25 protein-coding genes are annotated in these 26,964 nt (G+C 58.0%); 18 read left to right on the plus strand and 7 right to left on the minus strand.

What is annotated here, in order from left to right; genetic code table 11:
* The first annotated feature begins 39 nt into the window (after positions 1–39).
* From ACF8PE_RS10955 to ACF8PE_RS10990, 8 genes are all read left to right on the plus strand, one after another.
* A complete protein-coding gene (locus ACF8PE_RS10955; RefSeq protein WP_032612583.1) occupies positions 40–258 on the plus strand; it encodes a ParD-like family protein in 219 nt (72 codons plus the stop codon).
* Positions 239–1,018 carry a type I methionyl aminopeptidase gene (map, locus tag ACF8PE_RS10960; RefSeq protein WP_032612581.1) on the plus strand — a complete coding sequence of 260 codons (780 nt, stop codon included), beginning with the start codon at positions 239–241 and terminating at the stop codon, positions 1,016–1,018. The genes ACF8PE_RS10955 and map overlap by 20 nt, the downstream gene beginning before the upstream one ends.
* A gap of 90 nt (positions 1,019–1,108) precedes the next feature.
* Complete coding sequence (gene dusC, locus ACF8PE_RS10965; RefSeq protein ID WP_392494842.1) at positions 1,109–2,041, plus strand: tRNA dihydrouridine(16) synthase DusC; 933 nt, start codon at positions 1,109–1,111, stop codon at positions 2,039–2,041.
* 157 nt (positions 2,042–2,198) lie between these two features.
* Positions 2,199–3,032, plus strand: a complete 834-nt coding sequence (gene licT / locus ACF8PE_RS10970; protein WP_059307521.1) for a BglG family transcription antiterminator LicT — start codon at positions 2,199–2,201, stop codon at positions 3,030–3,032.
* A gap of 139 nt (positions 3,033–3,171) precedes the next feature.
* Positions 3,172–5,034 (plus strand): PTS beta-glucoside transporter subunit IIABC, encoded by a 1,863-nt coding sequence (gene bglF, locus ACF8PE_RS10975; protein ID WP_150871814.1) that lies wholly within the window; start codon positions 3,172–3,174, stop codon positions 5,032–5,034.
* A 12-nt stretch (positions 5,035–5,046) separates the two neighbouring features.
* Positions 5,047–6,441, plus strand: a complete 1,395-nt coding sequence (locus ACF8PE_RS10980) for a glycoside hydrolase family 1 protein (protein WP_150871811.1) — start codon at positions 5,047–5,049, stop codon at positions 6,439–6,441.
* A 144-nt stretch (positions 6,442–6,585) separates the two neighbouring features.
* A complete protein-coding gene (gene mdtQ / locus ACF8PE_RS10985; RefSeq protein WP_270734881.1) occupies positions 6,586–8,004 on the plus strand; it encodes a multidrug resistance outer membrane protein MdtQ in 1,419 nt (472 codons plus the stop codon).
* Between the two features lie 52 nt (positions 8,005–8,056).
* Complete coding sequence (locus ACF8PE_RS10990; RefSeq protein ID WP_059307525.1) at positions 8,057–8,830, plus strand: SDR family oxidoreductase; 774 nt, start codon at positions 8,057–8,059, stop codon at positions 8,828–8,830.
* Position 8,831: 1 nt separating this feature from the next.
* Here ACF8PE_RS10990 and ACF8PE_RS10995 read toward each other — a convergent pair whose 3' ends face one another.
* Together ACF8PE_RS10995 and ACF8PE_RS11000 are read right to left on the minus strand one after the other, a co-directional pair.
* Positions 8,832–9,392, minus strand: coding sequence for a DedA family protein (locus ACF8PE_RS10995; protein WP_144882972.1), 561 nt, complete (start codon positions 9,390–9,392; stop codon positions 8,832–8,834).
* A gap of 24 nt (positions 9,393–9,416) precedes the next feature.
* Positions 9,417–9,683 carry a hypothetical protein gene (locus tag ACF8PE_RS11000; RefSeq protein WP_144882971.1) on the minus strand — a complete coding sequence of 89 codons (267 nt, stop codon included), beginning with the start codon at positions 9,681–9,683 and terminating at the stop codon, positions 9,417–9,419.
* A 150-nt stretch (positions 9,684–9,833) separates the two neighbouring features.
* Here ACF8PE_RS11000 and ACF8PE_RS11005 point away from each other — a divergent pair, with 150 nt between their 5' ends.
* Both ACF8PE_RS11005 and pbpG read left to right on the plus strand, forming a co-directional pair.
* Complete coding sequence (locus ACF8PE_RS11005; protein ID WP_032612563.1) at positions 9,834–10,421, plus strand: Yip1 family protein; 588 nt, start codon at positions 9,834–9,836, stop codon at positions 10,419–10,421.
* Positions 10,422–10,588: 167 nt separating this feature from the next.
* Complete coding sequence (pbpG, locus tag ACF8PE_RS11010; RefSeq protein WP_392494843.1) at positions 10,589–11,509, plus strand: D-alanyl-D-alanine endopeptidase; 921 nt, start codon at positions 10,589–10,591, stop codon at positions 11,507–11,509.
* A gap of 64 nt (positions 11,510–11,573) precedes the next feature.
* Here pbpG and ACF8PE_RS11015 read toward each other — a convergent pair whose 3' ends face one another.
* Both ACF8PE_RS11015 and dld read right to left on the minus strand, forming a co-directional pair.
* Positions 11,574–12,128, minus strand: coding sequence for a GNAT family N-acetyltransferase (locus ACF8PE_RS11015; protein ID WP_032612560.1), 555 nt, complete (start codon positions 12,126–12,128; stop codon positions 11,574–11,576).
* A gap of 99 nt (positions 12,129–12,227) precedes the next feature.
* Complete coding sequence (dld, locus tag ACF8PE_RS11020) at positions 12,228–13,985, minus strand: D-lactate dehydrogenase (RefSeq protein WP_280713410.1); 1,758 nt, start codon at positions 13,983–13,985, stop codon at positions 12,228–12,230.
* Positions 13,986–14,174: 189 nt separating this feature from the next.
* Here dld and bglX point away from each other — a divergent pair, with 189 nt between their 5' ends.
* From bglX to ACF8PE_RS11045, 5 genes are all read left to right on the plus strand, one after another.
* On the plus strand, positions 14,175–16,472 hold the full coding sequence (gene bglX / locus ACF8PE_RS11025) for a beta-glucosidase BglX (protein WP_392494844.1): 2,298 nt from the start codon (positions 14,175–14,177) through the stop codon (positions 16,470–16,472).
* Positions 16,473–17,018: 546 nt separating this feature from the next.
* Positions 17,019–17,936, plus strand: coding sequence for an ABC transporter substrate-binding protein (locus ACF8PE_RS11030; RefSeq protein ID WP_392494845.1), 918 nt, complete (start codon positions 17,019–17,021; stop codon positions 17,934–17,936).
* Positions 17,937–17,951: 15 nt separating this feature from the next.
* Positions 17,952–19,109: an ABC transporter permease gene (locus tag ACF8PE_RS11035; protein ID WP_130588500.1), complete on the plus strand. Its 1,158-nt coding sequence runs from the start codon at positions 17,952–17,954 to the stop codon at positions 19,107–19,109.
* A complete protein-coding gene (locus ACF8PE_RS11040) occupies positions 19,102–20,052 on the plus strand; it encodes an ABC transporter ATP-binding protein (protein ID WP_392494846.1) in 951 nt (316 codons plus the stop codon). Before ACF8PE_RS11035 ends, ACF8PE_RS11040 begins: the two co-directional genes overlap by 8 nt.
* Positions 20,036–20,773: an ABC transporter permease gene (locus ACF8PE_RS11045; protein ID WP_059307533.1), complete on the plus strand. Its 738-nt coding sequence runs from the start codon at positions 20,036–20,038 to the stop codon at positions 20,771–20,773. The genes ACF8PE_RS11040 and ACF8PE_RS11045 overlap by 17 nt, the downstream gene beginning before the upstream one ends.
* On the opposite strand, the gene ACF8PE_RS11050 is transcribed toward ACF8PE_RS11045, so the two are convergent.
* Together ACF8PE_RS11050 and mlrA are read right to left on the minus strand one after the other, a co-directional pair.
* Positions 20,748–20,861: a protein YohO gene (locus tag ACF8PE_RS11050; protein ID WP_071886432.1), complete on the minus strand. Its 114-nt coding sequence runs from the start codon at positions 20,859–20,861 to the stop codon at positions 20,748–20,750. The two genes, ACF8PE_RS11045 and ACF8PE_RS11050, sit on opposite strands and share 26 nt — an antisense overlap.
* Positions 20,862–20,920: 59 nt before the next feature.
* A complete protein-coding gene (gene mlrA, locus ACF8PE_RS11055) occupies positions 20,921–21,655 on the minus strand; it encodes an HTH-type transcriptional regulator MlrA (protein WP_392494847.1) in 735 nt (244 codons plus the stop codon).
* A gap of 218 nt (positions 21,656–21,873) precedes the next feature.
* Between mlrA and ACF8PE_RS11060 the strand changes: the two genes are divergently transcribed.
* The 3 genes from ACF8PE_RS11060 to ACF8PE_RS11070 are packed head-to-tail and all read left to right on the plus strand — an operon-like array spanning position 21,874 to position 24,792.
* Complete coding sequence (locus tag ACF8PE_RS11060) at positions 21,874–23,562, plus strand: sensor histidine kinase (protein ID WP_191152409.1); 1,689 nt, start codon at positions 21,874–21,876, stop codon at positions 23,560–23,562.
* Positions 23,556–24,275, plus strand: a complete 720-nt coding sequence (gene btsR, locus ACF8PE_RS11065; RefSeq protein WP_059307536.1) for a two-component system response regulator BtsR — start codon at positions 23,556–23,558, stop codon at positions 24,273–24,275. Before ACF8PE_RS11060 ends, btsR begins: the two co-directional genes overlap by 7 nt.
* A gap of 46 nt (positions 24,276–24,321) precedes the next feature.
* Positions 24,322–24,792: a DUF1456 family protein gene (locus ACF8PE_RS11070; protein WP_032612542.1), complete on the plus strand. Its 471-nt coding sequence runs from the start codon at positions 24,322–24,324 to the stop codon at positions 24,790–24,792.
* 113 nt (positions 24,793–24,905) lie between these two features.
* Here ACF8PE_RS11070 and metG read toward each other — a convergent pair whose 3' ends face one another.
* The gene (gene metG / locus ACF8PE_RS11075; protein ID WP_103792162.1) at positions 24,906–26,939 is read right to left on the minus strand and encodes a methionine--tRNA ligase; all 2,034 of its coding nucleotides are present in this window, start codon (positions 26,937–26,939) and stop codon (positions 24,906–24,908) included.
* Positions 26,940–26,964: the final 25 nt, after the last annotated feature.

Consider the following 26,964-nt stretch of genomic DNA (forward strand, 5'->3'; position numbering starts at 1 on the left):
GATATACGATTTATATATGAATCATAATGGAACATATATATGGGCATCGTAAAAATCTCCGATCTTCTGCATGACGACATTCGTGATGCCAGCAAAGCCATGTCGCGTTCGGTCAACGCGCAGGCGGAATACTGGATCCGCCTCGGCATGATGAGCGAACTCTATCCTGACCTTAACCATCAGCAAATAAAGATGATGATGCTGAAATCTGGCTCCGACCGTTTACTGGAGGTGATCAATGCCATCAATTCTCATTAAGAGTGCCGATGAGTTGGCCCGTCAGCGACACGCGGGTGAACTGCTGGCGTCCGTGTTCACCATGCTGGATGAGTTTATCAAGCCTGGCGTATCAACCATGGAGATCAACAATCGTGCGGAGGCATTTATTGTGGATCAGCTTCAGTCCCGCCCCGCCAGTAAAGGGCAGTATGGCTACCCGTACGTGCTGAACACCTCGGTGAACGACGTGGTCTGCCACGGGATCCCGAAAGAGTCGGAGCACCTTAAGTCAGGCTCTATTGTCAACGTCGATATCACCCTCGAAAACGCGGGCATGATCGCCGACTCCAGTAAAATGTATCTCATTGGTGAGGTTTCCCCGCTGGCGCGCAGGTTAGTGAAAACGACTCAGGAGGGGATGTGGAAGGGGATTAAGGCGGTGAAACCGGGCGCGACCCTGGGCGATATTGGCCACGCGATCCAGTCATACGTTGAAAGCCATGGCTACAGCGTGGTGCGGGAGTATTGCGGGCACGGCATTGGCAAAGAGATGCACGAAGAGCCGCAGATCCTGCACTACGGCAAACCCGGTGAAGGCCCTGTTTTACAGGAGGGGATGGTCTTTACCATCGAACCGATGATCAATCAGGGCGACAGCCGGATCAAAACCAAGAAAGATGGCTGGACAGTGGTGACCCGTGACAAAAAGCTCTCTGCACAGTGGGAACACACCATCGCCGTGACCGCAGACGGTTTTGAGGTGCTGACGCTGCGCCCTGACGAAACCATCCCCGATTAAGGCCCAAACCCTACACGCATCGCTTTCCTGACGCTTCCCACCTTTCGCGGGAGCGGCTACTATAGCGCGTCTTTTTTTACGGGTACTGATATGCGTGTATTACTGGCACCGATGGAAGGTGTGCTCGATTCGCTGGTGCGTGAGCTGCTGACCGACGTTAACGATTATGATCACTGCATCACCGAGTTTCTGCGGGTGGTGGATATGTTGTTGCCGGTAAAATCGTTTTACAGACTCTGCCCGGAGCTGCATCACCAGAGCCGCACCCCCTCCGGCACCCGGGTGCGGATCCAGCTGCTGGGACAATATCCCGAATGGCTGGCGGAAAATGCCGCCCGCGCCGTCGAGCTGGGTTCCTGGGGCGTGGACCTGAACTGCGGCTGTCCATCGAAAATGGTCAACGGCAGCGGCGGCGGCGCCACGCTGCTTAAAGATCCTGAGCTGATCTACCGCGGCGCGAAAGCGATGCGCGAGACGGTGCCATCTCACCTGCCGGTCACGGTGAAAGTCCGTCTGGGCTGGGACAGCGGCGACAGGCAGTTTGAAATTGCCGATGCGGTGCAGCAGGCGGGAGCCAGCGAGCTGGTGGTTCATGGCCGCACCAAAGAAGATGGTTACAAAGCCGAGCGCATTAACTGGCAGGCTATCGGCGAGATCCGCAAACGGCTGACCATCCCGGTGGTTGCTAACGGCGAAATCTGGGATCGCGAAAGCGCGCTGGCCTGTATGGCGGCGACCGGCTGCGATTCAATCATGATTGGGCGTGGGGCGCTCAACGTGCCTAACCTCAGCCGGGTGATTAAATACAACGAGCCGCGTATGCCCTGGCCAGAGGTGGTGACGCTGCTGAAGAAATACACCCGCCTCGAAAAGCAGGGCGACACCGGGCTGTACCACGTCGCGCGTATCAAGCAGTGGCTGAGTTACCTGCGTAAAGAGTACGACGAGGCCCTGGAACTGTTTCAGGAGATCCGCGCCCTGCAATCCTCCGCGGAGATTGCCCGGGTTATCCAGTCCAAATAAGCCGGGTTCGATCTGCGTCACATTTTTTAGCGGGGCGCATTGAGGCGAAGCGCGAAACTGGTAAAGTGCGTTAACTGGATTGTTACTGCTGCGGCAGGCAAAACCTGATTTTCTGGCATCTGCCGGAGGTCAGGTTTTTTTGTTTCTGGGTCATGGAATGAAAATTGCCAAAATACTGAATAACAATGTGGTGGTAGTTCTGGATGAACAGGGGCGCGAACAGGTCGTGATGGGCCGCGGGCTGGCCTTTCAAAAGCACCCTGGCGACGTGATCCCGAAAGAGAACATTGAGAAAGTGTTTGCCCTGCAAAGCGACGAGCTGGTGCATCGGCTGGGAGAGTTACTCAGCCAGATCCCGCTGGAGGTGATGACCACCTGCGATCGCATTATCGGGCTGGCAGCACAGCGGCTGGGCAAACTGCAGGAGAGCTTGTACATCACCTTAACCGACCACTGCTATTTTGCGATTGAGCGGCAGAAGAAGGGGCTGGCGATCAAAAACGTGCTCCTGTGGGACATTAAGCGGCTCTACCCACGCGAGTTTGAGCTGGGACAGCAGGCCCGGGCCATTATCGCTACACGGCTGGGCGTGGCGCTGGAGGAAGATGAAGCCGGGTTTATCGCACTGCATCTGGTCACGGCCCAGTTGCACAGCGAGATGCCGGAGGTGATGCACGTCACCCGGGTGATGCAGGAGATCCTGCAGCTGGTGAAATACACCTTACAGCTGGAGTATGACGAAGAGTCGCTAAGCTATCAGCGCTTCGTCACCCATCTGAAGTTTTTCGCCCAGCGGATGCTGACCCGTACCGTGGTTGCGGATGACGATGCCTCGCTGCATTCGGCGGTAAAAGACAACTACGCGAAGGCGTGGGTATGCGCCGAGAAGATTGCCCGGCATCTGCAAAAGAGTTATCAGCGCGAGCTGACTACCGAAGAGATTATGTTTCTCACCATTCATATTGAGCGCGTGAGAAAAGAGGGGCGCTAAGCCCCCACGACAAACGGATTGTTACTGCACTGTGCAGGCAAAACCTGAGCGCGGCTCCCGAAAGGGCGTCGTTCTCGGGTTTTTTTATTTTTAGGACTCAGTCAAACCCTGCCTGCGGGCAGCGAAGAAGGATACAGAGATGGAATATCAAGCACTGGCGAAGGATATTCTCGGCCACGTTGGCGGCAAAGAGAACATTGTCAGCCTGGTTCATTGCGCTACCCGGCTACGTTTCAAACTGAAAGATTCTCAACGCGCGGATGCTGAAGGGCTGAAGAACAATCCCGGGGTCATCATGGTGGTCGAAAGCGGCGGCCAGTTCCAGGTGGTGATTGGCAACCACGTTCACGACGTCTGGCAGGCTGTCTGTCAGGAGGCCGGGCTGGCAGATGACGCAGGACCCGCCGCAGAGGAGAAAGGCGAAAAAACCAGCCTCGGCGGCCACCTTATCGATATTGTCTCCGGCATTTTTACCCCCTTTATCGGCGTCCTCGCTGCCTCGGGGATCCTGAAGGGGATACTGGCGCTGGCCGTGGTGTGCGGCTGGCTGACCACCGACAGCGGCACGTACAAAATCTGGTTTGCCAGCAGTGACGCGTTGTTCTTCTTCTTCCCGCTGGTGCTGGGCTACACCGCCGGGAAAAAGTTTGGCGGCAACCCGTTTATCACTATGGTGATTGGCGGGGCGCTGGTGCATCCAACCATGATTCAGGCCTTCGAGGCCAGCCAGCAGGCGGGCGCGGCGGCCAATGCCTTCCTCTCTATTCCGGTGACCTGGTTTAATTACAGTACATCAGTCATTCCGATCATCCTCGCCGCCTGGGTTAGCTGCTGGCTGGAAAAGCAGGGCAGCAAACGTCTGCCGTCGGCGATGAAAAATTTCTTTACCCCGCTGATCTGCCTCGGCGTCACGGTACCGCTGACCTTTCTGGTGATCGGCCCTGTCGCCACCTGGCTCAGCCAGATGCTGGCGAACGGCTATCAGTGGATCTACGTGCTTGCTCCCTGGCTGGCGGGGGCGGCGATGGGCGCGGTATGGCAGGTGTGCGTTATCTTTGGCCTGCACTGGGGGCTGGTGCCGCTGATGATCAACAACCTCGCCGTGCTGGGTCATGACTCCATGCTGCCGATGTTGCTGCCAGCGGTATATGGCCAGGTGGGGGCGGCGTTAGGCGTCTTCCTGCGCAGCCGCGATGCACGGCAGAAGATGCTGGCGGGTTCTTCAGTGACGGCCGGGATCTTTGGCGTCACCGAACCGGCGGTGTATGGCGTGAACCTGCCTTTACGTCGTCCCTTTATCTTTGGCTGCGTGGCCGGGGCGGTGGGCGGCGCGATTGTCGGTTTCTTCGACACCCATGTCTACTCCTTTGGCTTCGGCAACATCTTCACCATCGCGCAGATGATCCCGCCGGGTGGGGTGGACGCCACGCTGTGGGGCGGGATTGCAGGCATGCTGGTGGCGCTGGTGCTGAGCTGTGTCCTGACGATGATGGCCGGGATGCCGGGTCGTGCGACAGAAACGGCACCGGTGGCCGTTACCCTCGATGAAAACACTGTTCTGTCACCGATGCGTGGCACGGTGCTGGCGCTGGACCATGTGCCGGACGCAACCTTTGCCAGTGGCCTGCTCGGTCAGGGCGCGGCTATCGTGCCTGCCGATAACAAAGTGATTGCCCCCTTCGCCGGGGAAGTGGCCTCACTATTTGCCACCAAACATGCCATCGGCCTGCTGAGCGACAGCGGCATCGAAGTGCTGATCCACGTCGGAATCGACACCGTGAAGCTCGACGGCAAGCCGTTTACCGCCCACGTGAAGGTGGGGGACAAAATACAGCCGGGCGATCTGCTGCTGGAGTTCGACCGTCAGGCCATTCTTGATGCCGGATACGATCTGGCGACCCCGATTATTATCAGCAACAGTGACGACTACCGTGATGTCGCGACCGTGGCGGCAACCGCCGTCCAGGCCGGCGCACCGTTACTTTGCGTCAGCCATCAGTAACAGGAGAACCGAATGAAAACTTTCCCGAATGATTTTTTATGGGGCGGCGCGGTTGCCGCGAATCAGGTCGAAGGGGCTTACCTGGAGGATGGCAAAGGGTTGTCCACCTCTGACGTCCAGCCGCAGGGGGTGTTTGGCCCGGTCGTGGAGCGGGTGGCTGGCGACAGCGGCATTAAAGACGTGGCGATCGATTTCTATCACCGCTACCCGGAAGATATCAAACTGTTCGCCGAAATGGGCTTCAACTGCCTGCGCGTCTCCATTGCCTGGACACGTATCTTCCCGAACGGCGATGAGCAGCAGCCGAACGAGGCCGGACTGGCCTTTTACGACAAGCTGTTTGACGAGCTGGCGGCGCATAACATCACCCCGCTGGTGACGCTCTCACATTACGAGATGCCGTGGGGGCTGGTGAAACAGTACGGCGGCTGGGGCAACCGTCAGGTGATCGGTTTCTTCGAACACTATGCCCGCACCGTCTTCACCCGCTATCAGCATAAGGTCAAGCTGTGGCTCACCTTTAACGAGATCAACATGTCCTTGCACGCGCCGATGACCGGCGTCGGTCTGCCGGAGACCAGCAGCAAGGCGGAGGTTTATCAGGCGATCCACCATCAGCTGGTGGCGAGCGCGCTGGCGGTAAAAGCCTGCCACGAGATTATCCCGGACGCGAAAATCGGCAACATGCTGCTGGGCGGCCTGGTCTATCCGCTGACCTGCAAGCCAGACGACGTGCTGGAAGCCCTGCAGGAGAACCGCGCCTGGCAGTTCTTCGGGGATGTGCAGTGCCGCGGGGCGTACCCGGGCTATATGCTGCGCTTCTTCCGCGATAATGGCATTACCCTTGAGATCACCGAGGCCGATCGCGAGGCGCTGAAATCGACTATCGACTTTATCTCCTTCAGCTACTACATGACCGGCTGTGTCACCACCGACGACGAGCTGAACCAGCAGGCGCGCGGCAACATCCTGAGCATGGTGCCGAACCCGCATCTGGCCAGCTCGGAGTGGGGCTGGCAGATCGACCCGGTTGGCCTGCGCACGTTACTGAACGTGCTCTGGGATCGGTATCAGAAGCCGCTGTTCATTGTTGAGAACGGTCTGGGCGCGAAGGACAAGCCGGACGCGGACGGCATGGTGCAGGACGATTACCGTATCAGCTACCTCAACGACCATCTGGTGCAGGTGCGCGAGGCGATTGAGGACGGCGTGGAGGTAATGGGCTACACCAGCTGGGGACCGATCGATCTGGTGAGCGCCTCCAGAGCGGAGCTTTCCAAACGCTACGGTTTTATCTACGTCGATCGTGACGACAGCGGGGCAGGCTCGCTGGCGCGCAGCCGCAAGAAGAGTTTTTACTGGTATCAGGAAGTGATTGCGACCCATGGCGCTTCGCTGAAAGGCTAAGGATCGCCAGGGCACCCGGCGGTGCGCCGGGTGCCTTTTCTGAATATATCCAGGTATGACAAAGTGTGGATTGCCACCGATTCCTAAAAAAACGAAGCGCTGTGAGCGTATGTTGCAGCCTTCTTTTTTTATGTGAATAACCCGATGAAACGTTCACGTTTTTACGGCTTCTGCCTGCCTCTCTCCCTGTGGCTTGTTGCCTGTGCCCCTCACCACGATACGACTGCATCGCTTAAACAGCAGGTCCCCGCCGCGACCATCGCCACCGGGCTGGCCGCCGGTCTATGGCCAAAAAATACGTGGTGGGAAGAATTCCACGATCCGCAGCTCACTGCCCTGATTGTCAAAGCGCAGGCCGACGCGCCAGATATGCAAATTGCCCGTCAGCGCATTGCCCTTGCCGAAGCCCAGGCCAAAATGGCGATGGCCTCAGAAGGGCCGGACGTTGATTTTACAGCCGATGTCGAACGGCAAAAAATGTCAGCAGAGGGGCTGATGGGGCCTTTCGCGATCACCGACCCTGCGGCTGGCACCACCGGCCCCTGGTACACTAACGGCACCCTGGGTTTAACCGCTGGCTGGGATCTGGATCTGTGGGGCAAAAACCGCGCCCAGGTGGAGGCCCGCATCGGGAAAGTCAACGCACAACGGGCAGAGCTGCAACAGACCCGCCAGCTGCTTGCTACCAGCGTGGCGCGCCTCTACTGGGAGTGGCAGACCCAGGCTGCGACCGGGCAGCTGTTAACTGCCATCAAACAGGAGCAGCAAAATATCATCAGTACCGACCGGGAGCTGTATCAGCAGGGGATTACCTCATCCGTGGAAGGGGTGGAAACCGACATCAATGCCAGTAAAACCGAAGAGCGGCTGGCGGAAGTAAACGGCAATATGAAAGCCATTGAGGCGCGTCTGCAGGCCCTGACCAACACCGCGTCGATAACCCTCACTCCGCACGCCTTACCCACCGTCGAGACAAAATTGCCTTCCTCGCTGGGCTACTCACTGCTGGCCCGACGCCCCGATCTACAGGAGGCCCACTGGTATATCGAAGCTTCCCTGCGGGACGTGGATGCCGCAAAAGCCGCGTTTTATCCCGATATCAACCTGATGGCGTTCCTGCAACAGGATGCGCTGCACTTAAGCGATCTGTTCCGCTCCTCGGCGCAGCAAGTGGGGGTTACCGCCGGTCTGACCCTGCCTATTTTTGACAGTGGACGCCTGAATGCAAATCTCGATATCGCCCAGGCGCAAAGCAACCTGTCGGTAGCGAATTACAACAAGGCGGTGGTGGAAGCGGTGAATCAGGTGGCCCGTACCGCAAGCGAAGTCGAAACCTTAATGGCAAAAAATCAGCATCAACAGAAAATTGAAGCCGATGCCGAGCGGGTGGTGGCCCTGGCGCAGGCGCGCTACAGGGCGGGGATTGTCGCCGGTTCACGCGTCAGCGAAGCCAGACTACCCGCCCTCAAGGAACAACTCGCCGGGCTGACGCTACAGGGGCAGTACATCGATGCCACTCTCCAGCTTACCTCCGCACTGGGCGGCGGCTATCAGCATGGGTAGAAAGTGAGAAGTATCTATACTTATCTCTTTGTATTCTTTTTCGGAGGTGAGTATGGGTTCAAACAATCGTGTGGCTATTGTGACGGCATCGGATTCCGGGATCGGCAAAACCACGGCGCTGATGCTGGCGGAGCGTGGATTTGATATTGGCGTCACCTGGCACTCGGATGAAGAAGGGGCATTGAAAACCTGTCGTGAAATTGAGGCGCGCGGGCAGCGGGCAGAGGCCATTCATCTGGATCTCAGCCAGCTACCGGACGGCGCAAAGGCGATCGAGACGCTGATTTCCCGCTTTGGCCGTATCGACGTGCTGGTTAACAACGCCGGGGCGATGACCAAAGCCGCGTTTCTCGACATGGAATATGACCAGTGGCGGTCCATTTTTAAGGTCGATGTGGATGGCGCGTTTCTCTGCTCGCAGATTGCCGCCCGGCAGATGGTGAAGCAGGGAGAGGGCGGGCGCATCGTCAATATCACCTCGGTGCATGAGCATACCCCGCTGCCGGATGCCAGCGCCTATACCTCGGCCAAACATGCCCTCGGTGGCCTGACCAAGTCGATGGCGATGGAGCTGGTGCAGCACAATATTCTGGTCAATGCCGTCGCGCCCGGGGCCATCGCCACGCCGATGAACGATATGGACGACAGCGAAGTGAAGCCGGGTTCTATGCCGAATATCCCGCTGGCACGGCCGGGGCATACGAAAGAGATCGCAAGCCTCGTGGCCTGGCTGTGTGATACGGATGCCAGCTACGCCACCGGACAGTCGTTTATCGTCGATGGCGGTTTTATGCTGGGCAATCCGCAGTTTAAACCGGCAGAGTAAATTAGCTGCGGTCCCGGCGTTTCAGCCACCAGCGTACCGCGACGACCAGCACCAGCACCAGGATCAGCCAGAACCAGTGGCGCAGGTGCTGGTTTACCGAGTGCAGCCACGGCTCCAGCACTTCGCCACCGACGTAGCCTAAGGTGGTGAAGATCAGCGCCCAGACGATAGCCCCCACAATATTCAGCGGCAGGAAAATTTTGGGCGGCAGACGGCTGGCGCCGATTAACAACGGCCCGATGATGCGAAATCCGTACATAAAGCGGGTGCCGATGACGAACAGGTAGGGATGGCGTTGGATCAGCCGCTGTGCGCGGTCGATTTTTTTCTGGTGCCGGGAAAAACGGCGCAGGATCGCCGGACCAAACCGCACCCCGAGTAAATAGAGCAGCTGGTCACCGATCATCCCGCCCAGCGCGACTGCCGCCACGACCAGCGGGAAACGTAACAATCCCTGATGCGCCGCCACGCCACCCAGCAGGGTGATGGTTTCGCCTTCCGCTATGCTGCCCACAACCAACGCGGCATAGCCATACTGTGCAATGAGAGTATTAATATCCATACGATAAGCGTAGCGCAGGAAACGCTAGTTGCTGAACAGATACCCCATAACCATCATAATGATGGCCACCGCCGCGGCAAAAGCGGGCCAGGTCATAAAGGCATGTTCCGTCAGGGCCTCTTCTTTTTTGATATCGGCCAGACGCGCCAGGGCATGCTGGCTGTCAGAGGCCATAATTTCTTCAAACTGTTTTTCATAACCCTGCTCAAGCAACAACCTGGCTCCCTGCACGTTGGACTTCTCAAGCGCTGAGAGGGTATTTCCTTTTTTGAAAAAGATGAATTCCGGCATGAAAGAGGCCTTTTTGTAACTGCCTGTTTAGTAGGCATTAACATATCAGAACGCCCCGCAATTTGCTGCATTATTACGCTGTACAAAAAATAATCTCAGGCCTGCATTATACTTGAGTTATCGCTAGCGGGCCGACAACAAGGGGGCGTTATGAACCATGTCTGGGGACTCTTTTCCCATCCCGATCGTGAAATGCACGTCATAAGAAGCGAAAACGAAACGGTCAGTCATCACTACACCCACCATGTGCTGCTGATGGCCGCGGTGCCGGTCATTTGCGCCTTTATTGGCACCACGCAAATTGGCTGGGATTTTGACGACGGCAACATTGTAAAACTCTCCTGGACCACCGGCCTGGCGCTGGCGGTGGTGTTTTATGCCCTGATGCTGGCAGGTGTCGCAGTGATGGGGCGAGTGATTTACTGGATGGCGCGTAATTATCCGCAGCGCCCTTCGTTGACGCACTGTATGGTGTTTGCCGGGTACGTGGCAACGCCGCTGTTTCTGAGCGGGATTGTGGCGCTCTATCCATTAGTCTGGCTGTGCGCCCTGGTGGGGACGCTGGCGCTGTTTTACACCGGATATCTGCTCTACATCGGTATTCCTACCTTCCTGAATATCAACAAAGAAGAGGGCCGTAGCTTCTCTGGTTCAACGCTCGCCATTGGCGTCCTGTTGCTGGAAGTGCTGCTGGCGCTGACAGTTATTCTTTGGGGTTATGGTTATCGTCTCTTCTGAGGCTCCTGCATTGCTGGTGTAATTGCCAGCAATGCAGCATCTGTTCACGATTAACTGCTGGCAGCAAGGCATCTGGACGGCTATGATGCCTTAGCCAGCCCGCGTTCGCGCTATGACCCGGGCGGTGTACGTTATTACGTGCATGAATAATTATCAGAAATCTCACCATGCTGAAATTCCGCGTTTCTTTACTGAGTCTGGCACTGTTGCTGACTGTGCCAGTGGCGACCACGGCGATCGCTAAACCTACCGCTGTGGCTACTGCCACCCAGCCGGAGATTGCCTCCGGTAGCGCCATGATCGTCGATTTGAATACCAACAAAGTGATCTATTCCAGCCACCCCAATCTGGTGCGCCCGATCGCTTCGATTACCAAATTAATGACCGCGATGGTGGTGCTGGATGCACGACTGCCGCTGGATGAAAAACTGCGCGTCGATATCAGCCACACGCCAGAGATGAAAGGGATCTACTCCCGCGTACGCCTGAACAGCGAAATCAGCCGTAAAAACATGGTGCTGCTGGCGCTGATGTCCTCAGAAAACCGCGCCGCTGCAAGCCTCGCGCACCACTATCCGGGGGGCTATGATGCGTTTATCCGGGCGATGAACGCAAAAGCGAAGGCACTGGGGATGGTTCAGACGCACTTTGTGGAGCCGACCGGTCTGTCGATTCATAATGTCTCGACGGCGCAGGATCTGACGAGACTGCTGATTGCCACTAAGCAGTACCCACTGCTTGGCCAGCTCAGTACCACTCGCGAAGAGATGGCGACCTTCTCGAATCCGGCCTATACCCTGCCGTTTCGTAACACCAACCATCTGGTCTACCGCGATAACTGGAATATCCAGCTGACTAAAACCGGCTTTACTAACGCCGCCGGCCACTGTCTGGTCATGCGTACGGTCTTTAATGGCAAGCCGGTGGCGCTGGTGGTCATGGACGCCTTTGGCAAATATACCCACTTTGCCGACGCCAGCCGCCTGCGTACCTGGATTGAAACCGGGAAGGTGCAGCCAGTACCGGCTGCGGCGCTGAGTTATAAAAAGCAGAAAGCGGCGCAGATGGCGACAGCACAAAACGATTGAGTCGTCTGTCATCGCCGGATGACGTGATACCGGCCTACGGTTTGTAGGCCGGGAATAATGTGTATTACTCCGGCAGCGTCCAGTCACCCTCGTTGAGGGGACGTTGCAAAATCAGCGTATCGCGCCAGTCGCCTTTTTTATAACCCACACTTCTGAGCTGTCCCGCCACTTCGAATCCGTGTTTTTTGTGCAGGCGTAACGAACCGGCATTGTTTGGCCCATCCCCGACGATAGCGATCATCTGCCGCCACGGTCCCTCTTCGCTACGGGCAATCAGGGCGCTTAACAGCGCGCTGCCAAAGCCGCGTCCGGGCGTGCTGGCCTCGACGTAAATCGACTCTTCAATGGTGTAACGGTATCCGGTGCGCGCTCGATAGTGCGTGGCGTAACAGAAGCCCACCACAATTCCCCGATAGAGCGCCACCAGCCAGGGCAACCCCTGGCTGGTCACCGTATTTATACGCTGGCGCATTTCGTCTACGGTAGGGGGAACCTCTTCAAAGGACGCGCGCCCGTGAAGGACATGCCAGGCGTAGATGGCGGCAATGGCATGCGCGTCCTCCGCCTCGGCATCGCGAACCTGAACATCAGTTTCGGAAAAAGTTTCAATAGCCGACATAGCTGTCCGCTCCTCGCAAAAAAGCCAGAGAAAGTTTTCTCTGGCGACCCGGGGTTACTCTAGTACGATTCCTGAGGGCTTAACAGCAGGTCCAGTGGGCTAACTGGTTTGATCAGTGGGTTGCGGGCTATGACCCGCTGCTTCAGCCTGTTCCTTCCAGTTTTTATGCTTGGTTGTTTTTCCAATACCCGGGTTCATGCTATTTGTCGGGTCGTTTTCGCGATAAAACTGCTTTAATGCGGCCGGCGCTTCGTAAATGTGACCCACATTGTGTTCCGCGGGATATTGCGCGCCGCGCGCCCGCAGTAACTCCAGCATCTGCGCCTTCAGGGCATGGGCATCGACCCCTTTTTTGACGATGTAATCCTGATGGAAGACATAGCACATAAAGTGACCGTAATAGAGCTTATGCACCAGCTGGCTGTCGATCTCCGGCGGCAGCGTCTCAAACCAGTCGGTATCGTTGCGGCGCAGGGCAATATCCAGCGCCAGAATATCTTCCACTTCGTCGGCATGTACGGCCTGGTAGCGGATCGCGGCTCCGGCGGCGGCAAAGCGGTGTAAAAAGGCTTTGCTGCCCTCTTCAGGCGTACAGGCGAAGAAGTCGCCTTCGGCGGTTTTAAAGAACTCGGCCAGCCAGCTTTGTGCTTCGGCAATGCCATCGCCTGCCATCTTCAACAGCAGGTGATGCTCGTACTTATCTCGCCAGCTTTTCATCCGCGGCGGCAGGTGCGCCGGGAAGGCGTTGCCAATCTTTTGCATAAAGCGGTCGGTAAAGTGGGGCTTAAACAGCGACACCTTCTCCAGCATCGCATCGGTGCGCCCCTTCATGGTGAAGAAGAAGGGCATCTTGTCGGTGCCGAGCTTGTCGATCATCAGAAAGGTATCTTTACCGTAGCGTTCGGCAATGTCGTAAATATCCCGGTGCATATACTCCCCGGCGACCGGCAGGTGGGTGAACTCCCTGAGAATATGACGACGAATGGTGGTCAGCACTTCCGGCTGGTTGGTGCCAATGTAAAACACCTGCTGCCGCTTCTCGGCCGGGAAGGTATCCAGCCGCACGGCAAAGACCGCCAGCTTGCCCGCACAGCCGGAGGACTCAAACAGGCGATCCGGGTCAGCGTTATAGCGGGCGGGGGTATCGGCATCGATTTCGCGCACCCGGGTGATGTAGTCATGATCGTGGGCGTGACGCCCGTCATGCAGCACATCGCTGTCCTTAACGCGATCGTCATCCAGCTTGCTGAGGATCTGCTCCGGCGTGACGCCCAGATCGATGCCCAGGTGGTTCACCAGGGTTAGTTTTCCCTGCTCGTCGATACGCGCAAACAGCGACATTTCGGTGTAGGCTGGGCCGCGCTGCACCAGCGAGCCGCCGGAGTTATTGCAGATCCCGCCAATTACCGACGCGCCAATACAGGATGAGCCAATCACCGAGTGCGGCTCCCGGCCCAGCGGCTTCAGCGCTTTTTCCAGGGAATAGAGCGTGGTCCCCGGATAGGCCAGCACCTGCTCGCCTTTATCCAGCAGATGCAGCTTGTCGAGGCGCAGGGTGCTGATAATCACAATGTCGCGGTCGTAATCGTTGCCGTTCGGCGTGGAGCCTTCGGTCAGGCCGGTATTGGCCGCCTGCATCAGAATAATTTTGTCTGCCGCCACGCAGGCGCTGAGCACCCGCCACAGTTCCAGCAGCGTGCCCGGGAAAACCACCGCCAGCGCGTCCCCTTGACCGGAGCGAAAACCCTTGCGGTAGCGCGCGGTTTTCGCGGCGTCGGTCAGCAGGTGGGCTGACCCCACCAGTCGCGTCAGTTCATTAATAAAGTCGGTGTTATCGTGCGGTTGTTCAAAAGACATCATCCACCCCTTGTGGTCAGTCGAATACGTCGTCCAAAATCATAGCGCGATTAATGTTTAAGCGAACCAGTATTCACCAGAAAAATCAGAGAATAAACCCTGCAAGGTTCACAGGGTTTATGGCACACTGCGCTTTTCGTACGGTCTGGCCGCGACTATCCGGCGGTTATTGATGAGAGAGTAAACGAGATGAAATGGCTCTGTTCTGTAGGTGTGGCAGTAAGTCTGGCGCTACAGCCCGCGCTGGCTGATGACCTGTTTGGTAATCATCCGCTGACGCCGGAAGCCCGCGACGCTTTTGTCACCGATCTGCTCACAAAGATGTCGGTCGATGAGAAAATCGGCCAGCTGCGTCTGATTAGCGTCGGGCCGGATAATCCGAAAGAAGCCATTCGCGAAATGATCAAAAACGGGCAGGTTGGGGCAATTTTTAACACCGTTACCCGCCAGGATATCCGCGCGATGCAGGATCAGGTGATGGAACTCAGCCACCTGAAAATCCCGTTATTCTTCGCCTATGACGTGGTTCACGGCCAGCGTACCGTCTTCCCCATCAGTCTCGGCCTGGCCTCCTCCTTTAACCTTGAGGCGGTGAAAACCGTTGGCCGCGTTTCAGCCTATGAAGCCGCAGACGACGGTCTGAACATGACCTGGGCACCGATGGTTGACGTCTCCCGCGATCCGCGCTGGGGCCGCGGCTCGGAAGGCTTCGGGGAAGATACCTATTTAACCTCCATAATGGGTAAAACCATGGTGGAAGCGATGCAGGGTAAAAGCCCGGCGGATCGCTACTCGGTGATGACCAGCGTCAAGCACTTCGCCGCCTATGGCGCAGTGGAGGGCGGGAAAGAGTACAACACCGTCGACATGAGTCCTCAGCGTCTGTTTAACGACTATATGCCGCCGTACAAAGCCGGTCTCGATGCCGGGAGCGGCGCGGTGATGGTGGCCCTCAACTCGCTGAACGGCACGCCAGCCACGTCCGACAGCTGGCTGCTGAAAGATGTCCTGCGCGACCAGTGGGGCTTTAAAGGCATCACCGTGTCCGATCACGGGGCGATCAAGGAGCTGATTAAGCATGGCACCGCGGCCGATCCTGAAGATGCGGTGCGGGTGGCACTGAAGTCCGGCATCAACATGAGCATGAGCGACGAGTACTACAGCAAATACCTGCCGGGTCTGGTGAAAAGCGGCAAAGTCACCATGGCAGAGCTGGACGACGCCACGCGCCACGTGCTTAACGTGAAATATGACATGGGGCTGTTCAACGATCCGTACAGCCATCTGGGGCCAAAAGAGTCCGACCCGTCAGACACCAACGCCGAAAGCCGTTTACATCGTAAGGAAGCGCGCGACGTAGCGCGCGAAAGCCTGGTGCTGCTGAAAAACCGTCTGGAAACGCTGCCGCTGGCGAAATCCGGCACCGTGGCAGTAGTAGGGCCGCTGGCTGACAGCAAGCGCGACGTGATGGGCAGCTGGTCTGCGGCGGGCGTGGCCGATCAGTCAGTGACCGTGCTGACCGGCATTAAAGATGCGCTGGGCGACAAGGGCAAGGTAATTTACGCCAAAGGTGCCAACGTCACCGGCGATAACGACATCGTTACCTTCCTCAACCAGTATGAAGAGGCGGTGAAGGTCGATCCGCGTCCGGCGCAGGAGATGATCGACGAGGCCGTTAACGCCGCGAAGCAGTCCGACGTGGTGGTGGCCGTGGTCGGTGAAGCCCAGGGTATGGCGCATGAAGCCTCAAGCCGCACCGATATCACCCTTCCTCAGAGCCAGAAGGCGCTGATTGCCGCGCTGAAAGCCACCGGTAAACCGCTGGTGCTGGTGCTGATGAACGGTCGCCCGCTGGCGCTGGTTGATGAGAACCAGCAGGCTGACGCGATTCTGGAAACCTGGTTTGCCGGTACCGAGGGCGGTAACGCCATTGCCGACGTGCTGTTTGGCGATTACAACCCGTCGGGCAAACTGCCGATGTCCTTCCCGCGTTCCGTCGGCCAGATCCCGGTGTACTACAGCCACCTGAATACCGGCCGTCCGTACAACGCGGATAAACCGAACAAGTACACCTCGCGCTATTTCGACGAAGCTAACGGCCCGCTCTATCCGTTTGGTTACGGCCTGAGCTACACCACCTTCACCGTTTCTGAGGTGAAAATGTCGGCTCCGACCATGAAAACGGACGGTAACGTCACCGCCAGCGTCGAGGTGACCAACAGCGGCAAACGCGAAGGGGATACGGTGATCCAGATGTACGTCCAGGATGTTACCGCCTCCATGGGCCGTCCGGTGAAACAGCTGCGTGGCTTCGAGAAGGTGCACCTGAAACCGGGCGAAACCAAAACCGTCAGCTTCCCGATTGACGTGGATGCGCTCAAGTTCTGGAACCAGCAGATGAAATACGACGCCGAGCCAGGCAAATTCAACGTCTTTATCGGCGTCGATTCTGCCCGGGTTAACAAGGGTGAATTCGAGCTGCTGTAAACCTTGCCATCCGGCAATACCCAGGCGGGGCCGCCTCACATCATTGGTGAGCGGCCCCAAAATTTTCCTCCCTTCATCCTGAAAGCCGGTTAATCCTCGTTTTTAACTCCCTCTTTTCGCAATAGATTGTGAAGGTTTTCACAGTTCATTTCTGGCTACCGCCGCAAAACATGCACCTCATCAAAAGTGTTTTCTGACACCGCATTCGGGTTCATTTTTCGCTCAACCTCGGCAAAAGGGCGTGCAAGCCGGGCGATTAAACCGCGTCTCATGCCTGTCCCTTAACCGCTGACAGCGAGCAACTTGACGCGCGAGTCAGACGATTTCGATCCCGACCGCCGCGGTCTTACTGCCATTACCGTCTCGTTCATGGTCGGGCTGTTGTTCGTCTGCTTTGTCATCCGGGAGCGCTCGCTGTTCGCTGTTTCGCCGCCTGCGTGCTCACTGATACGTTAAAACTGCCGGACCAGGGATAAAACGGCGCTTATCGACTACGCTTTTCTCACAAGCCACTGAAAACGGCGGCAAAAACATGAGGAAAGTGGAATGACTATCTTAAAGGGGATTGTTGGCTCAACGGCATTACTGGCGGCGTTGAGCCTGCCTTTACAGGCAGCAGAGCCGGTAAAAGTCGGGTCAAAAATTGATACGGAAGGGGCGCTGCTCGGCAACATCATCCTGCAGGTGCTGGAGAGCCACGGCGTAAAAACCGTCAATAAAGTGCAACTGGGCACCACCCCGGTGGTGCGCGGCGCGATCACCTCCGGTGAGCTGGATATCTACCCGGAATACACCGGTAACGGCGCTTTTTTCTTCAAAGATGAAAACGACCCGGCGTGGAAAAACGCTAAGGCCGGGTATGAGAAAGTGAAAAAGCTCGATGCCGAACAAAACAAGCTGATGTGGCTTACCCCGGCCCCGGCCAACAACACCTGGACCATCGCGGTACGTAAGGACCTGGCAGAGAAAGGCAAGCTCACCTCGCTTGAGGATCTCAGCCGCTACCTGAAAGAGAAGGGCGATTTCAAACTCGCCGCCTCGGCAGAATTTATCGAGCGCCCGGATGCCCTGCCAGCGTTTGAAAAAGCCTATGAGTTCAAGCTCGATCAGAGCCAGCTCCTGTCGCTGGCAGGCGGTGATACCGCCGTGACCATCAAAGCGGCGGCCCAGCAAACCTCGGGCGTGAACGCGGCGATGGCCTACGGCACTGACGGCCCGGTGGCGGCGCTGGGTCTGCAAACCCTTACCGATCCGAAAGGCGTTCAGCCTATTTATGCTCCAACGCCGGTCGTGCGCGAAGCGGTGCTGAAGGCCTACCCGGAGCTGGACGCCTGGCTGAAGCCGGTCTTTGAAACGCTGGATGAGAAAACCCTGCAACAGCTGAACGCCAGCATTGCAGTGGAAGGGCTGGATGCCAAAAAAGTGGCGGCAGATTATCTGAAGCAGAAAGGGCTGGTGAAGTAGCCCCAGGACAGTTCGGTGCCGATACGATGTCATAACCGCGTCCTGCTGCTGTTGGCTGTTATAGCCCTGGCCGCAGGCGCGTTACCTTTTGTCAATTTCGCCCCTAACCGGCTGGTGTCCGGGGAGGGGCGTGCCCTCTGGCAGGTGTGGTCATTTTCCCCTGCATTACTGCTGTTACCGCTGGGCCTGCTGCTGGCGTTGACCCTCGCCCGCGGACGATGGGCGTTAGCGACGACCCTGGTGGTGTGCGAGCTGCTGTTTGCCGCGCTGGTCTGGAGCGCCGGGCTGGCGGCTACTCACCTCGCCACCAGCGAAAGTCCGCTGGCGCGTACCGCGGTCGGGAGCGGCCTGTGGCTGTGGCTGGCGCTCTGCCTGCTGGCCTGCAGCGATGCTATTCGGCGGCTCAGCGCGCAGCCGCTGTGGCGCTGGCTGTTGCAGGCGCAAATCTGGATCCTGCCGCTGCTGCTGTTATTCAGCGGTGAGCTCCACTCGCTGTCCCTGCTGAAAGAGTATACCAACCGCGAAGATACCTTTAACGCCGCCCTCGCGCAGCATCTGACCTTGCTGCTGGGCACCCTGTTGCCGGCGCTGCTGATCGGCGTCCCGCTGGGGATCCTCTGTTATCGTCGCCCGACATATCAGGGGCCCGTATTTGCCGTCCTGAGCGTGATTCAGACCGTGCCCTCCGTGGCGCTGTTCGGCCTGCTGATTGCCCCGCTGGCCGGGCTGACCCGCGCCTGGCCGTGGCTGTCGTCGCTGGGAATTGCCGGAACCGGTATGACTCCCGCGCTTATCGCGCTGGTGCTGTATGCGCTGCTGCCCCTGGCGCGCGGCGTGCTGGCGGGGCTAAGCCAGGTCCCTGCCGAGGTGCTGGAGAGCGCCGACGCCATGGGCATGAATACCCGCCAGCGCTTCTGGCAGATCCAGCTTCCGCTGGCGCTGCCGGTGCTGTTGCGCGGCCTGCGGGTAGTGGCAGTACAGACGGTGGGAATGGCGGTAATTGCGGCGTTAATTGGTGCCGGCGGATTCGGGGCGCTGGTGTTCCAGGGGCTGCTGAGCAGCGCGCTGGATCTGGTGCTGCTGGGCGTGATCCCGACGATCGCGCTGGCAGTGGTGGTGGATGCGCTCTTTGCCCTGTGGATCGCCCTGCTGCGAAGGAGAACCGATGATTGAATTTCATGATGTAAATAAAACGTTTGCCGGGGAGCCTGCGGTCAGCGATCTGAACCTGACCTTTGCCGAAGGGGCTTTTTCGGTGCTGATTGGCACCTCGGGGTCGGGCAAATCGACCACCCTGAAGATGATCAACCGGCTGGTAGAACACGACAGCGGCCTGATCCGCTTTGCCGGAGAGGAGATCCGCAGCCTGCCGGTGCTGGAGCTGCGGCGGCGGATGGGCTATGCCATCCAGTCCATTGGCCTGTTCCCGCACTGGACGGTGGCCCGCAACATCGCCACTGTGCCGCAGCTGCAAAAATGGTCCCGGCAAAAAATTAACGATCGGGTGGACGAACTGATGGCGCTGCTGGGACTGGAGCCGGTACTGCGCGAGCGCTACCCGCATCAACTTTCCGGCGGGCAGCAGCAGCGGGTGGGCGTGGCGCGCGCGCTGGCGGCCAACCCTGAAGTACTGCTGATGGATGAGCCTTTTGGTGCCCTCGATCCGGTGACCCGCAGCGCTCTGCAAGTGGAGATGACCCGTATCCACCGCATCCTCGGCCGCACCATTATTCTGGTCACTCACGATATCGACGAGGCACTTCGGCTGGCCGACCATCTGGTCTTGATGGATAACGGCAGAGTCGTGCAGCAAGGAACGCCGCTGACGCTGCTAACCCAGCCCGCGAATGGGTTCGTGCGGGAGTTTTTTGGCCGCAGCGAGCTGGGCGTGCGTCTGCTGTCGCTGCGCACGGTGGGCGAGTCGATGCGCCGGGACATTACGCCGGGCGATGCCAGCCCGCTGCGCGCCTCCATGAGCTTGCGGGATGCGCTCTCGGCGTTTGTCAGCAGCGGCAGTGAACGCCTGCCGGTGGTGGACGACCAGGACAGGCCTTGCGGTACGCTCTGGTTTCGCGACCTGCTCACCCCGGAGGCGGTAAATGACGTGGTTACGTGAGCCGCTCCTGTGGCTGGTGTTGCTTTTTGTGGCGCTGCTGGTGGCGATGCCTTACAGCGCGCCGCTGTTCAGCGCGCTGTTCCCTGAGCTGCCGCGCCCGGTCTATCAGCAGGAAAGTTTCGTTAGCCTGACGCTGGCCCACTTCTGGCTGGTAGGGATCTCAAGCCTGGTGGCGATTGTGCTGGGGGCCGGGGCCGGGATCGCCGTTACGCGCCCGGCGGGGCGTGAGTTTCGCCCGCTGGTCGAGACCATCGCCGCGGTCGGGCAGACCTTTCCGCCGGTGGCTGTGCTGGCGATTGCGGTGCCGGTGATGGGATTTGGGCAACAACCCGCGATCATCGCGCTGATCCTCTATGGGGTACTGCCGATTTTGCAGGCGACGCTGGCGGGGCTGGCGTCCGTGCCCGTAGCGGCCATCAGCGTGGCAGAAGGGATGGGGATGAGCGGCTGGCAGCGTCTGCGCAACGTTGAGTTGCCGCTTGCTGCGCCGGTCATGCTGGCCGGGATCCGCACGTCGGTGATTATCAATATCGGTACCGCGGCTATTGCCTCTACGGTAGGGGCAAATACGCTGGGGACGCCGATCATCATCGGCTTAAGCGGGTTTAATACGGCCTATATTATCCAGGGGGCGTTACTGGTGGCGCTGGCGGCGATTGTGGTGGATCGCGCCTTTGAGCGCCTGGCTAAGCGTCTCAGCCGACACCGCCACGGACAATAAATGAATACCCTGCCAGCATCACGCCGCCAATACCGCTGATGGCCATGAGTAAGAACAGGGTGATAACCGCGACTTTGGTTGCCTTCATAATGTGCTCCTGATGTTAACAGAGCGATTATACGGTGAAGCAAGGCTGTTAATGAACCATTAATTGCCTTTCAGCGGGAACACGGGGTAACCATGCGCCTGCCACTGGGTAAGCTGCTGCTTCTGCGCTGCGGTCGGGGATTCGCCGCACCAGACCAGCAGCGTCTGCCCGTCGAACAGTTCGGGGCGCAGCTGCACCAACGAGTGCGCCAGCACATCGACGCGCCAGCCCTCCTGCGCGGCAATCCACGCTTCCAGCCACAGCCGGGTGGTGTCCTGCACGTTCCAGCCAACAACCAGCGCATCCTTGCTGTTCTTCTTACGCGCGGTGGCCAGACAGATGCAGATGTAATTGATCAGCACCCCGTCGAGGGCGCTAAGCAGCGCCTGCAGCGTAGGCTGCTGCGACTGCAACCTTCGGCGTAACGGGACAAACAGGTGCGAAATTAAGGTTTGTGCAGGGTATTCGCTGCCGCGATCCTTGAGCCATACGCGCAGGCGATGCAGATGGCCGGACTGCAGGTAACGCAGCAGCACCTCCTGCTGTTCGCGCCAGATATCCTGCTCCTCCTTGCCTTCCGGGCTGAGTAGCGTTTTGACCTTGCCAACCTGAACGCCGTTATCGATCCAGCCTTTTATCTCCCGGATGCGGTCGATATCCGCATCGGTGAACAGCCGGTGTCCGCCGTCGGTTCGCTGTGGTTTGAGTAATCCGTAACGTCGTTGCCATGCGCGTAACGTTACAGGGTTGATATCACACAGGAGTGCCACTTCCCCAATCGTGTAGAGCGCCATGTTTTCCCCCGGCTTGCACATACCCAGATTAACTGTAGACGCAGAATGCCGAACCAGGAAGGATCCCTCTTTTTTTGCCCGGCGAAGGTGAATTTAAGACTATGTTGGGTTAAAGGTGTGATGCCTGACACGAAAACACATTTTTATCTTCAGGCTGCCAGGAAAGTTAATGCGCTTCGGTGTATGTTACGCGGTTTTACTGTGTGTGGTTTGTGGGCATGTACGAATTTAATCTGGTGTTGCTGCTGCTTCAGCAGATGTGTGTATTTCTGGTCATCGCCTGGTTGATGAGTAAAACGCGCCTGTTTATCCCCCTGATGCAGGTCACGGTTCGCCTGCCGCACAAGCTGCTCTGCTACGTCACCTTCTCTATCTTTTGCATTCTTGGCACCTATCTCGGCCTGCATATTGAAGACTCCATTGCCAACACCCGTGCGATTGGCGCGGTGATGGGCGGGCTGCTCGGCGGCCCGGTGGTCGGCGGGCTGGTGGGCCTGACCGGGGGGCTGCACCGCTACTCGATGGGCGGAATGACGGCGCTGAGCTGTATGATCTCAACCATCGTTGAAGGGTTGCTTGGCGGCCTAATCCACAGCGTGATGGTGCGGCGCGGTCGCCCGGATAAGGTCTTCAGCCCGCTCACCGCAGGCATGGTCACTCTGGTGGCCGAGCTGGTGCAGATGATGATCATTTTGCTGATTGCGCGTCCGTTCGAGGATGCCGTGCATCTGGTCAGCAGCATTGCCGCGCCGATGATGGTCACCAACACCCTGGGTGCTGCGCTGTTTATGCGTATCCTGCTCGACAAGCGGGCCATGTTTGAAAAGTATACCTCCGCCTTTTCCGCTACCGCGCTGAAGGTGGCGGCCTCGACGGAAGGGATCCTGCGTCAGGGCTTTAACGAAGAGAACAGCATGAAGGTGGCCCAGGTGCTGCATCAGGAGCTGGATATCAGCGCCGTCGCCATTACCGATCGCGAAAAGCTGTTGGCCTTTACCGGCACCGGGGACGATCATCACCAGCCCGGCAGACCGATTTCCTCTGCCTATACGCTGCGCGCGATTGAGACCGGAGAGGTCGTCTACGCCGACGGGAACGAAGTGCCGTACCGCTGCTCGCTGCATCCACAGTGCAAGTTGGGTTCGACGCTGGTGATCCCGCTGCGCGGTGAAAATCAGCGGGTGATGGGCACCATCAAACTGTATGAAGCGAAAAACCGCCTGTTCAGCTCCATCAACCGTACTCTGGGGGAGGGGATAGCCCAGCTGCTGTCGGCCCAGATCCTTGCCGGTCAGTACGAGCGGCAGAAGGCGCTGCTCACCCAGTCGGAGATCAAGCTCCTGCATGCTCAGGTTAACCCACATTTTCTGTTTAACGCGCTGAACACCCTGAAGGCGGTGATCCGCCGTGACAGCGAGCAGGCAACGCAACTGGTGCAGTTTCTCTCGACCTTTTTTCGCAAGAACCTGAAGCGGCCGTCGGAAATCGTCACCCTTGCCGATGAGATTGAGCATGTGAATGCCTATCTGCAAATTGAGCAGGCGCGTTTTCAGTCGCGCCTGCAGGTGTCGCTTTCGGTGCCGGAGGAACTGGCCTGGCAGCAGCTTCCGGCCTTCACCTTACAACCGATTGTGGAAAATGCGATTAAGCACGGCACCTCGCAGCTGCTGGGCACCGGTGAAATCGCCATCACCGCCAGCCGCTTTAACCGCTATCTGGTGCTGGATATCGAAGACAACGCCGGACTCTATACCGCGACCCACGAGGGCGGCGGCCTGGGAATGGGGCTGGTGGATAAACGCCTGCGCGCCCATTTTGGTGAGGATTGCGGCATCACCGTTGTCTGCGAGCCGGACTGCTTTACCCGCATAACCTTAAGATTGCCTCTGGAGGAACACGCATGTTGAATGTGCTGATTGTCGATGATGAACCTCTGGCACGGGAAAACCTGCGGTTTTTGCTGCAGGAGCAGAGTGATATTGAAATTGTGGGCGAGTGCGCGAATGCCATCGAGGCCATCGGGGCAGTACACAAGCTGCGCCCCGACGTGCTATTTCTGGATATCCAGATGCCGCGCATCAGCGGCCTGGAGATGGTGGGGATGCTCGATCCTGAACATCGCCCCTACATCGTGTTTCTCACCGCCTTTGATGAGTACGCGGTCAAAGCCTTTGAAGAGCACGCGTTCGACTATCTGCTGAAACCCATTGAAGAGCAGCGGCTGGAAAAGACCCTCAACCGCCTGCGCCAGGAGCGCAACGTGCAGGACGTATCGCTGCTGGCGGAACATCAGCAACCGCTGAAATTTATCCCCTGTACCGGCCACAGCCGCATCTATCTGTTGCAGATGGATGACGTGGCCTTTGTCAGCAGCCGGATGAGCGGGGTGTTTGTCACCAGCGGTGAAGGCAAAGAGGGCTTTACCGAGCTGACGCTACGCACCCTGGAGAGCCGCACGCCGCTGCTGCGCTGCCATCGTCAGTACCTGGTCAACATGGCGCACCTGAAAGAGATCCGCCTGGAGGAGAACGGCCAGGCGGAGCTGGTGCTGCGGGCCGGGCAGACGGTGCCGGTCAGCCGTCGCTATCTGAAAAGTTTGAAAGAGGCGATAGGGCTGTAAAACTGCTACACTGCGCGCCATTGCATCATCGACACTCGAAGGCTCTATGCTCAGTAATGATATTCTTCGTAGCCTGCGCTACACCCTGAAAGCCAACAATAACGACATGGTGCGCATTCTTGCGCTTGCCGATATGGAATCCACCTCTGCCGGATTCGACACCTGGATGACCAAAGAGGATGAAGAGGGTTTTGTTCGCTGCCCGGACATCATCCTGTCAGGTTTCCTGAACGGTCTTATTTATGACAAGCGCGGCAAAGATGAGTCTGCGCCTGAGCTGGCGCTCGAGCGTCGGGTGAACAACAACACGGTGCTGAAAAAGCTGCGTATCGCTTTTTCGCTGAAGACCGACGATATTCTGGCGATCATGACCGAGCAGAAATATCGCGTGTCGATGCCGGAGATCACCGCCATGATGCGCGCGCCGGATCATAAAAATTACCGCGAGTGCGGAGACCAGTTTCTGCGTAATTTCCTGCGTGGGCTGACGCATCGGGTGCACCACCCGAAACCGTGATGATTGCCAGGGGTGCGGCTTGACGTCTCGCCCCCAGCCTCTTCCACAGGGAGGGGAGAGCAGCGGGTAGTAAAAGGTATAAAAAAAGCCGGAGCGTATCTCCGGCTTTTTTGTTATTTCACCTGATGACCAGGCAGCGCACCGCTATCCGGGCTTAACAGGAAGATATCCTTCCCGCCAGGGCCTGCGGCCATCACCATCCCTTCTGAGATGCCGAAGCGCATTTTGCGCGGAGCAAGGTTCGCCACCATCACCGTATGGCGACCAATCAGCGCCTGCGGGTCTGGATAAGCAGAACGAATACCGGAGAAGACGTTGCGCTTCTCGCCACCCAGATCCAGGGTCAGGCGCAGCAGTTTGTCGGAGCCTTCAACAAATTCCGCGTTTTCAATCAGCGCCACGCGCAGATCGACTTTGGCGAAATCATCGAACGTAATGGTCTCCTGAATCGGATCGTCTGCCAGCGGGCCGGTAACCGGCGCGGCTGCGGCTTTCACCTCTTCTTTCGACGCTTCAACCAGGGCTTCAACCTGTTTCATCTCGATACGGTTATACAGCGCTTTGAACGCGTTCAGCTTGTGGCCGAGCAGCGGCTGGTTAATGCTGTCCCAGCTCAGTTCGGTGTTCAGGAACGCTTCGGTACGCGCGGCCAGCTGCGGCAGCACAGGCTTCAGATAGGACATCAGCACGCGGAACAGGTTGATACCCATAGAGCAGATTGCCTGCAGGTCGGCATCGCGGCCTTCCTGTTTTGCCACTACCCACGGAGCCTGCTCGTCAACGTAGCGGTTAGCCAGATCGGCCAGGGCCATGATCTCACGCACTGCTTTACCGAACTCGCGGCTTTCCCAGGCTTCGCCAATCACGGTAGCCGCGTCGGTGAAGGTTTTGTAGAGCGCCGGATCCGCCAGTTCAGCCGCCATCACGCCGTCAAAACGTTTGGCAATGAAGCCGGCGTTACGGGAGGCCAGGTTGACCACCTTGTTAACGATGTCGGCGTTCACGCGCTGAACGAAATCTTCCAGGTTCAGGTCGATATCGTCGATACGGGAAGAGAGCTTCGCCGCGTAGTAGTAGCGCAGGCTGTCGGCGTCAAAATGGTTCAACCAGGTGCTGGCCTTAATGAAGGTCCCGCGCGATTTGGACATCTTCGCGCCATTCACCGTGACATAGCCGTGAACGAACAGGTTGGTCGGCTTGCGGAAGCCGCTGCCTTCCAGCATGGCTGGCCAGAACAGGCTGTGGAAGTAAACAATGTCCTTGCCGATGAAGTGGTACAGCTCGGCGTCGGAATCTTTTTTCCAGTACTCCTCGAAGCTGGTGGTGTCGCCGCGCTTATCGCACAGGTTCTTGAAGGAACCCATGTAGCCGATTGGCGCATCCAGCCAGACGTAGAAGTATTTGCCCGGTGCGTTCGGGATTTCGAAGCCGAAATACGGCGCATCGCGGGAGATATCCCACTGCTGCAGGCCGGACTCAAACCACTCCTGCATTTTGTTCGCCACCTGCTCCTGCAGCGCGCCGCTGCGGGTCCATGCCTGCAGCATTTCGCTGAAGGATGGCAGGTCGAAGAAGAAGTGTTCGGAATCACGCATCACCGGCGTGGCACCGGATACCACGGATTTCGGCTCAATCAGTTCGGTCGGGCTGTAGGTTGCACCGCACACTTCGCAGTTATCGCCATACTGATCCGGGGATTTGCATTTCGGGCAGGTGCCTTTCACAAAGCGGTCCGGCAGGAACATGCCTTTTTCCGGATCGTAGAGCTGAGAAATGGTGCGGTTTTTAATAAAACCGTTCTCTTTCAGACGGGTGTAGATCAGCTCCGACAGCTCACGGTTCTCGTCGCTGTGCGTGGAGTGATAGTTGTCGTAGCTGATGTCAAAGCCAGCAAAATCCGTCTGATGCTCCTGACTCATTTCAGTAATCATCTGTTCCGGGCTGATCCCGAGCTGCTGTGCTTTCAGCATGATCGGCGTGCCGTGTGCATCGTCTGCACAGATGAAGTTAACCTGATGGCCGCGCATTCGTTGGTAACGGACCCAGACATCAGCCTGGATATGCTCCAGCATGTGGCCGAGGTGGATTGAGCCGTTAGCGTACGGCAGAGCGCACGTCACCAGAATTTTTTTCGCGACTTGAGTCATAGTGGACATTACTTCTTTGGTAGTG

This window comes from Leclercia sp. GLN_9 (assembly GCF_043105735.1).
Lineage (GTDB): Bacteria > Pseudomonadota > Gammaproteobacteria > Enterobacterales > Enterobacteriaceae > Enterobacter > Enterobacter adecarboxylatus.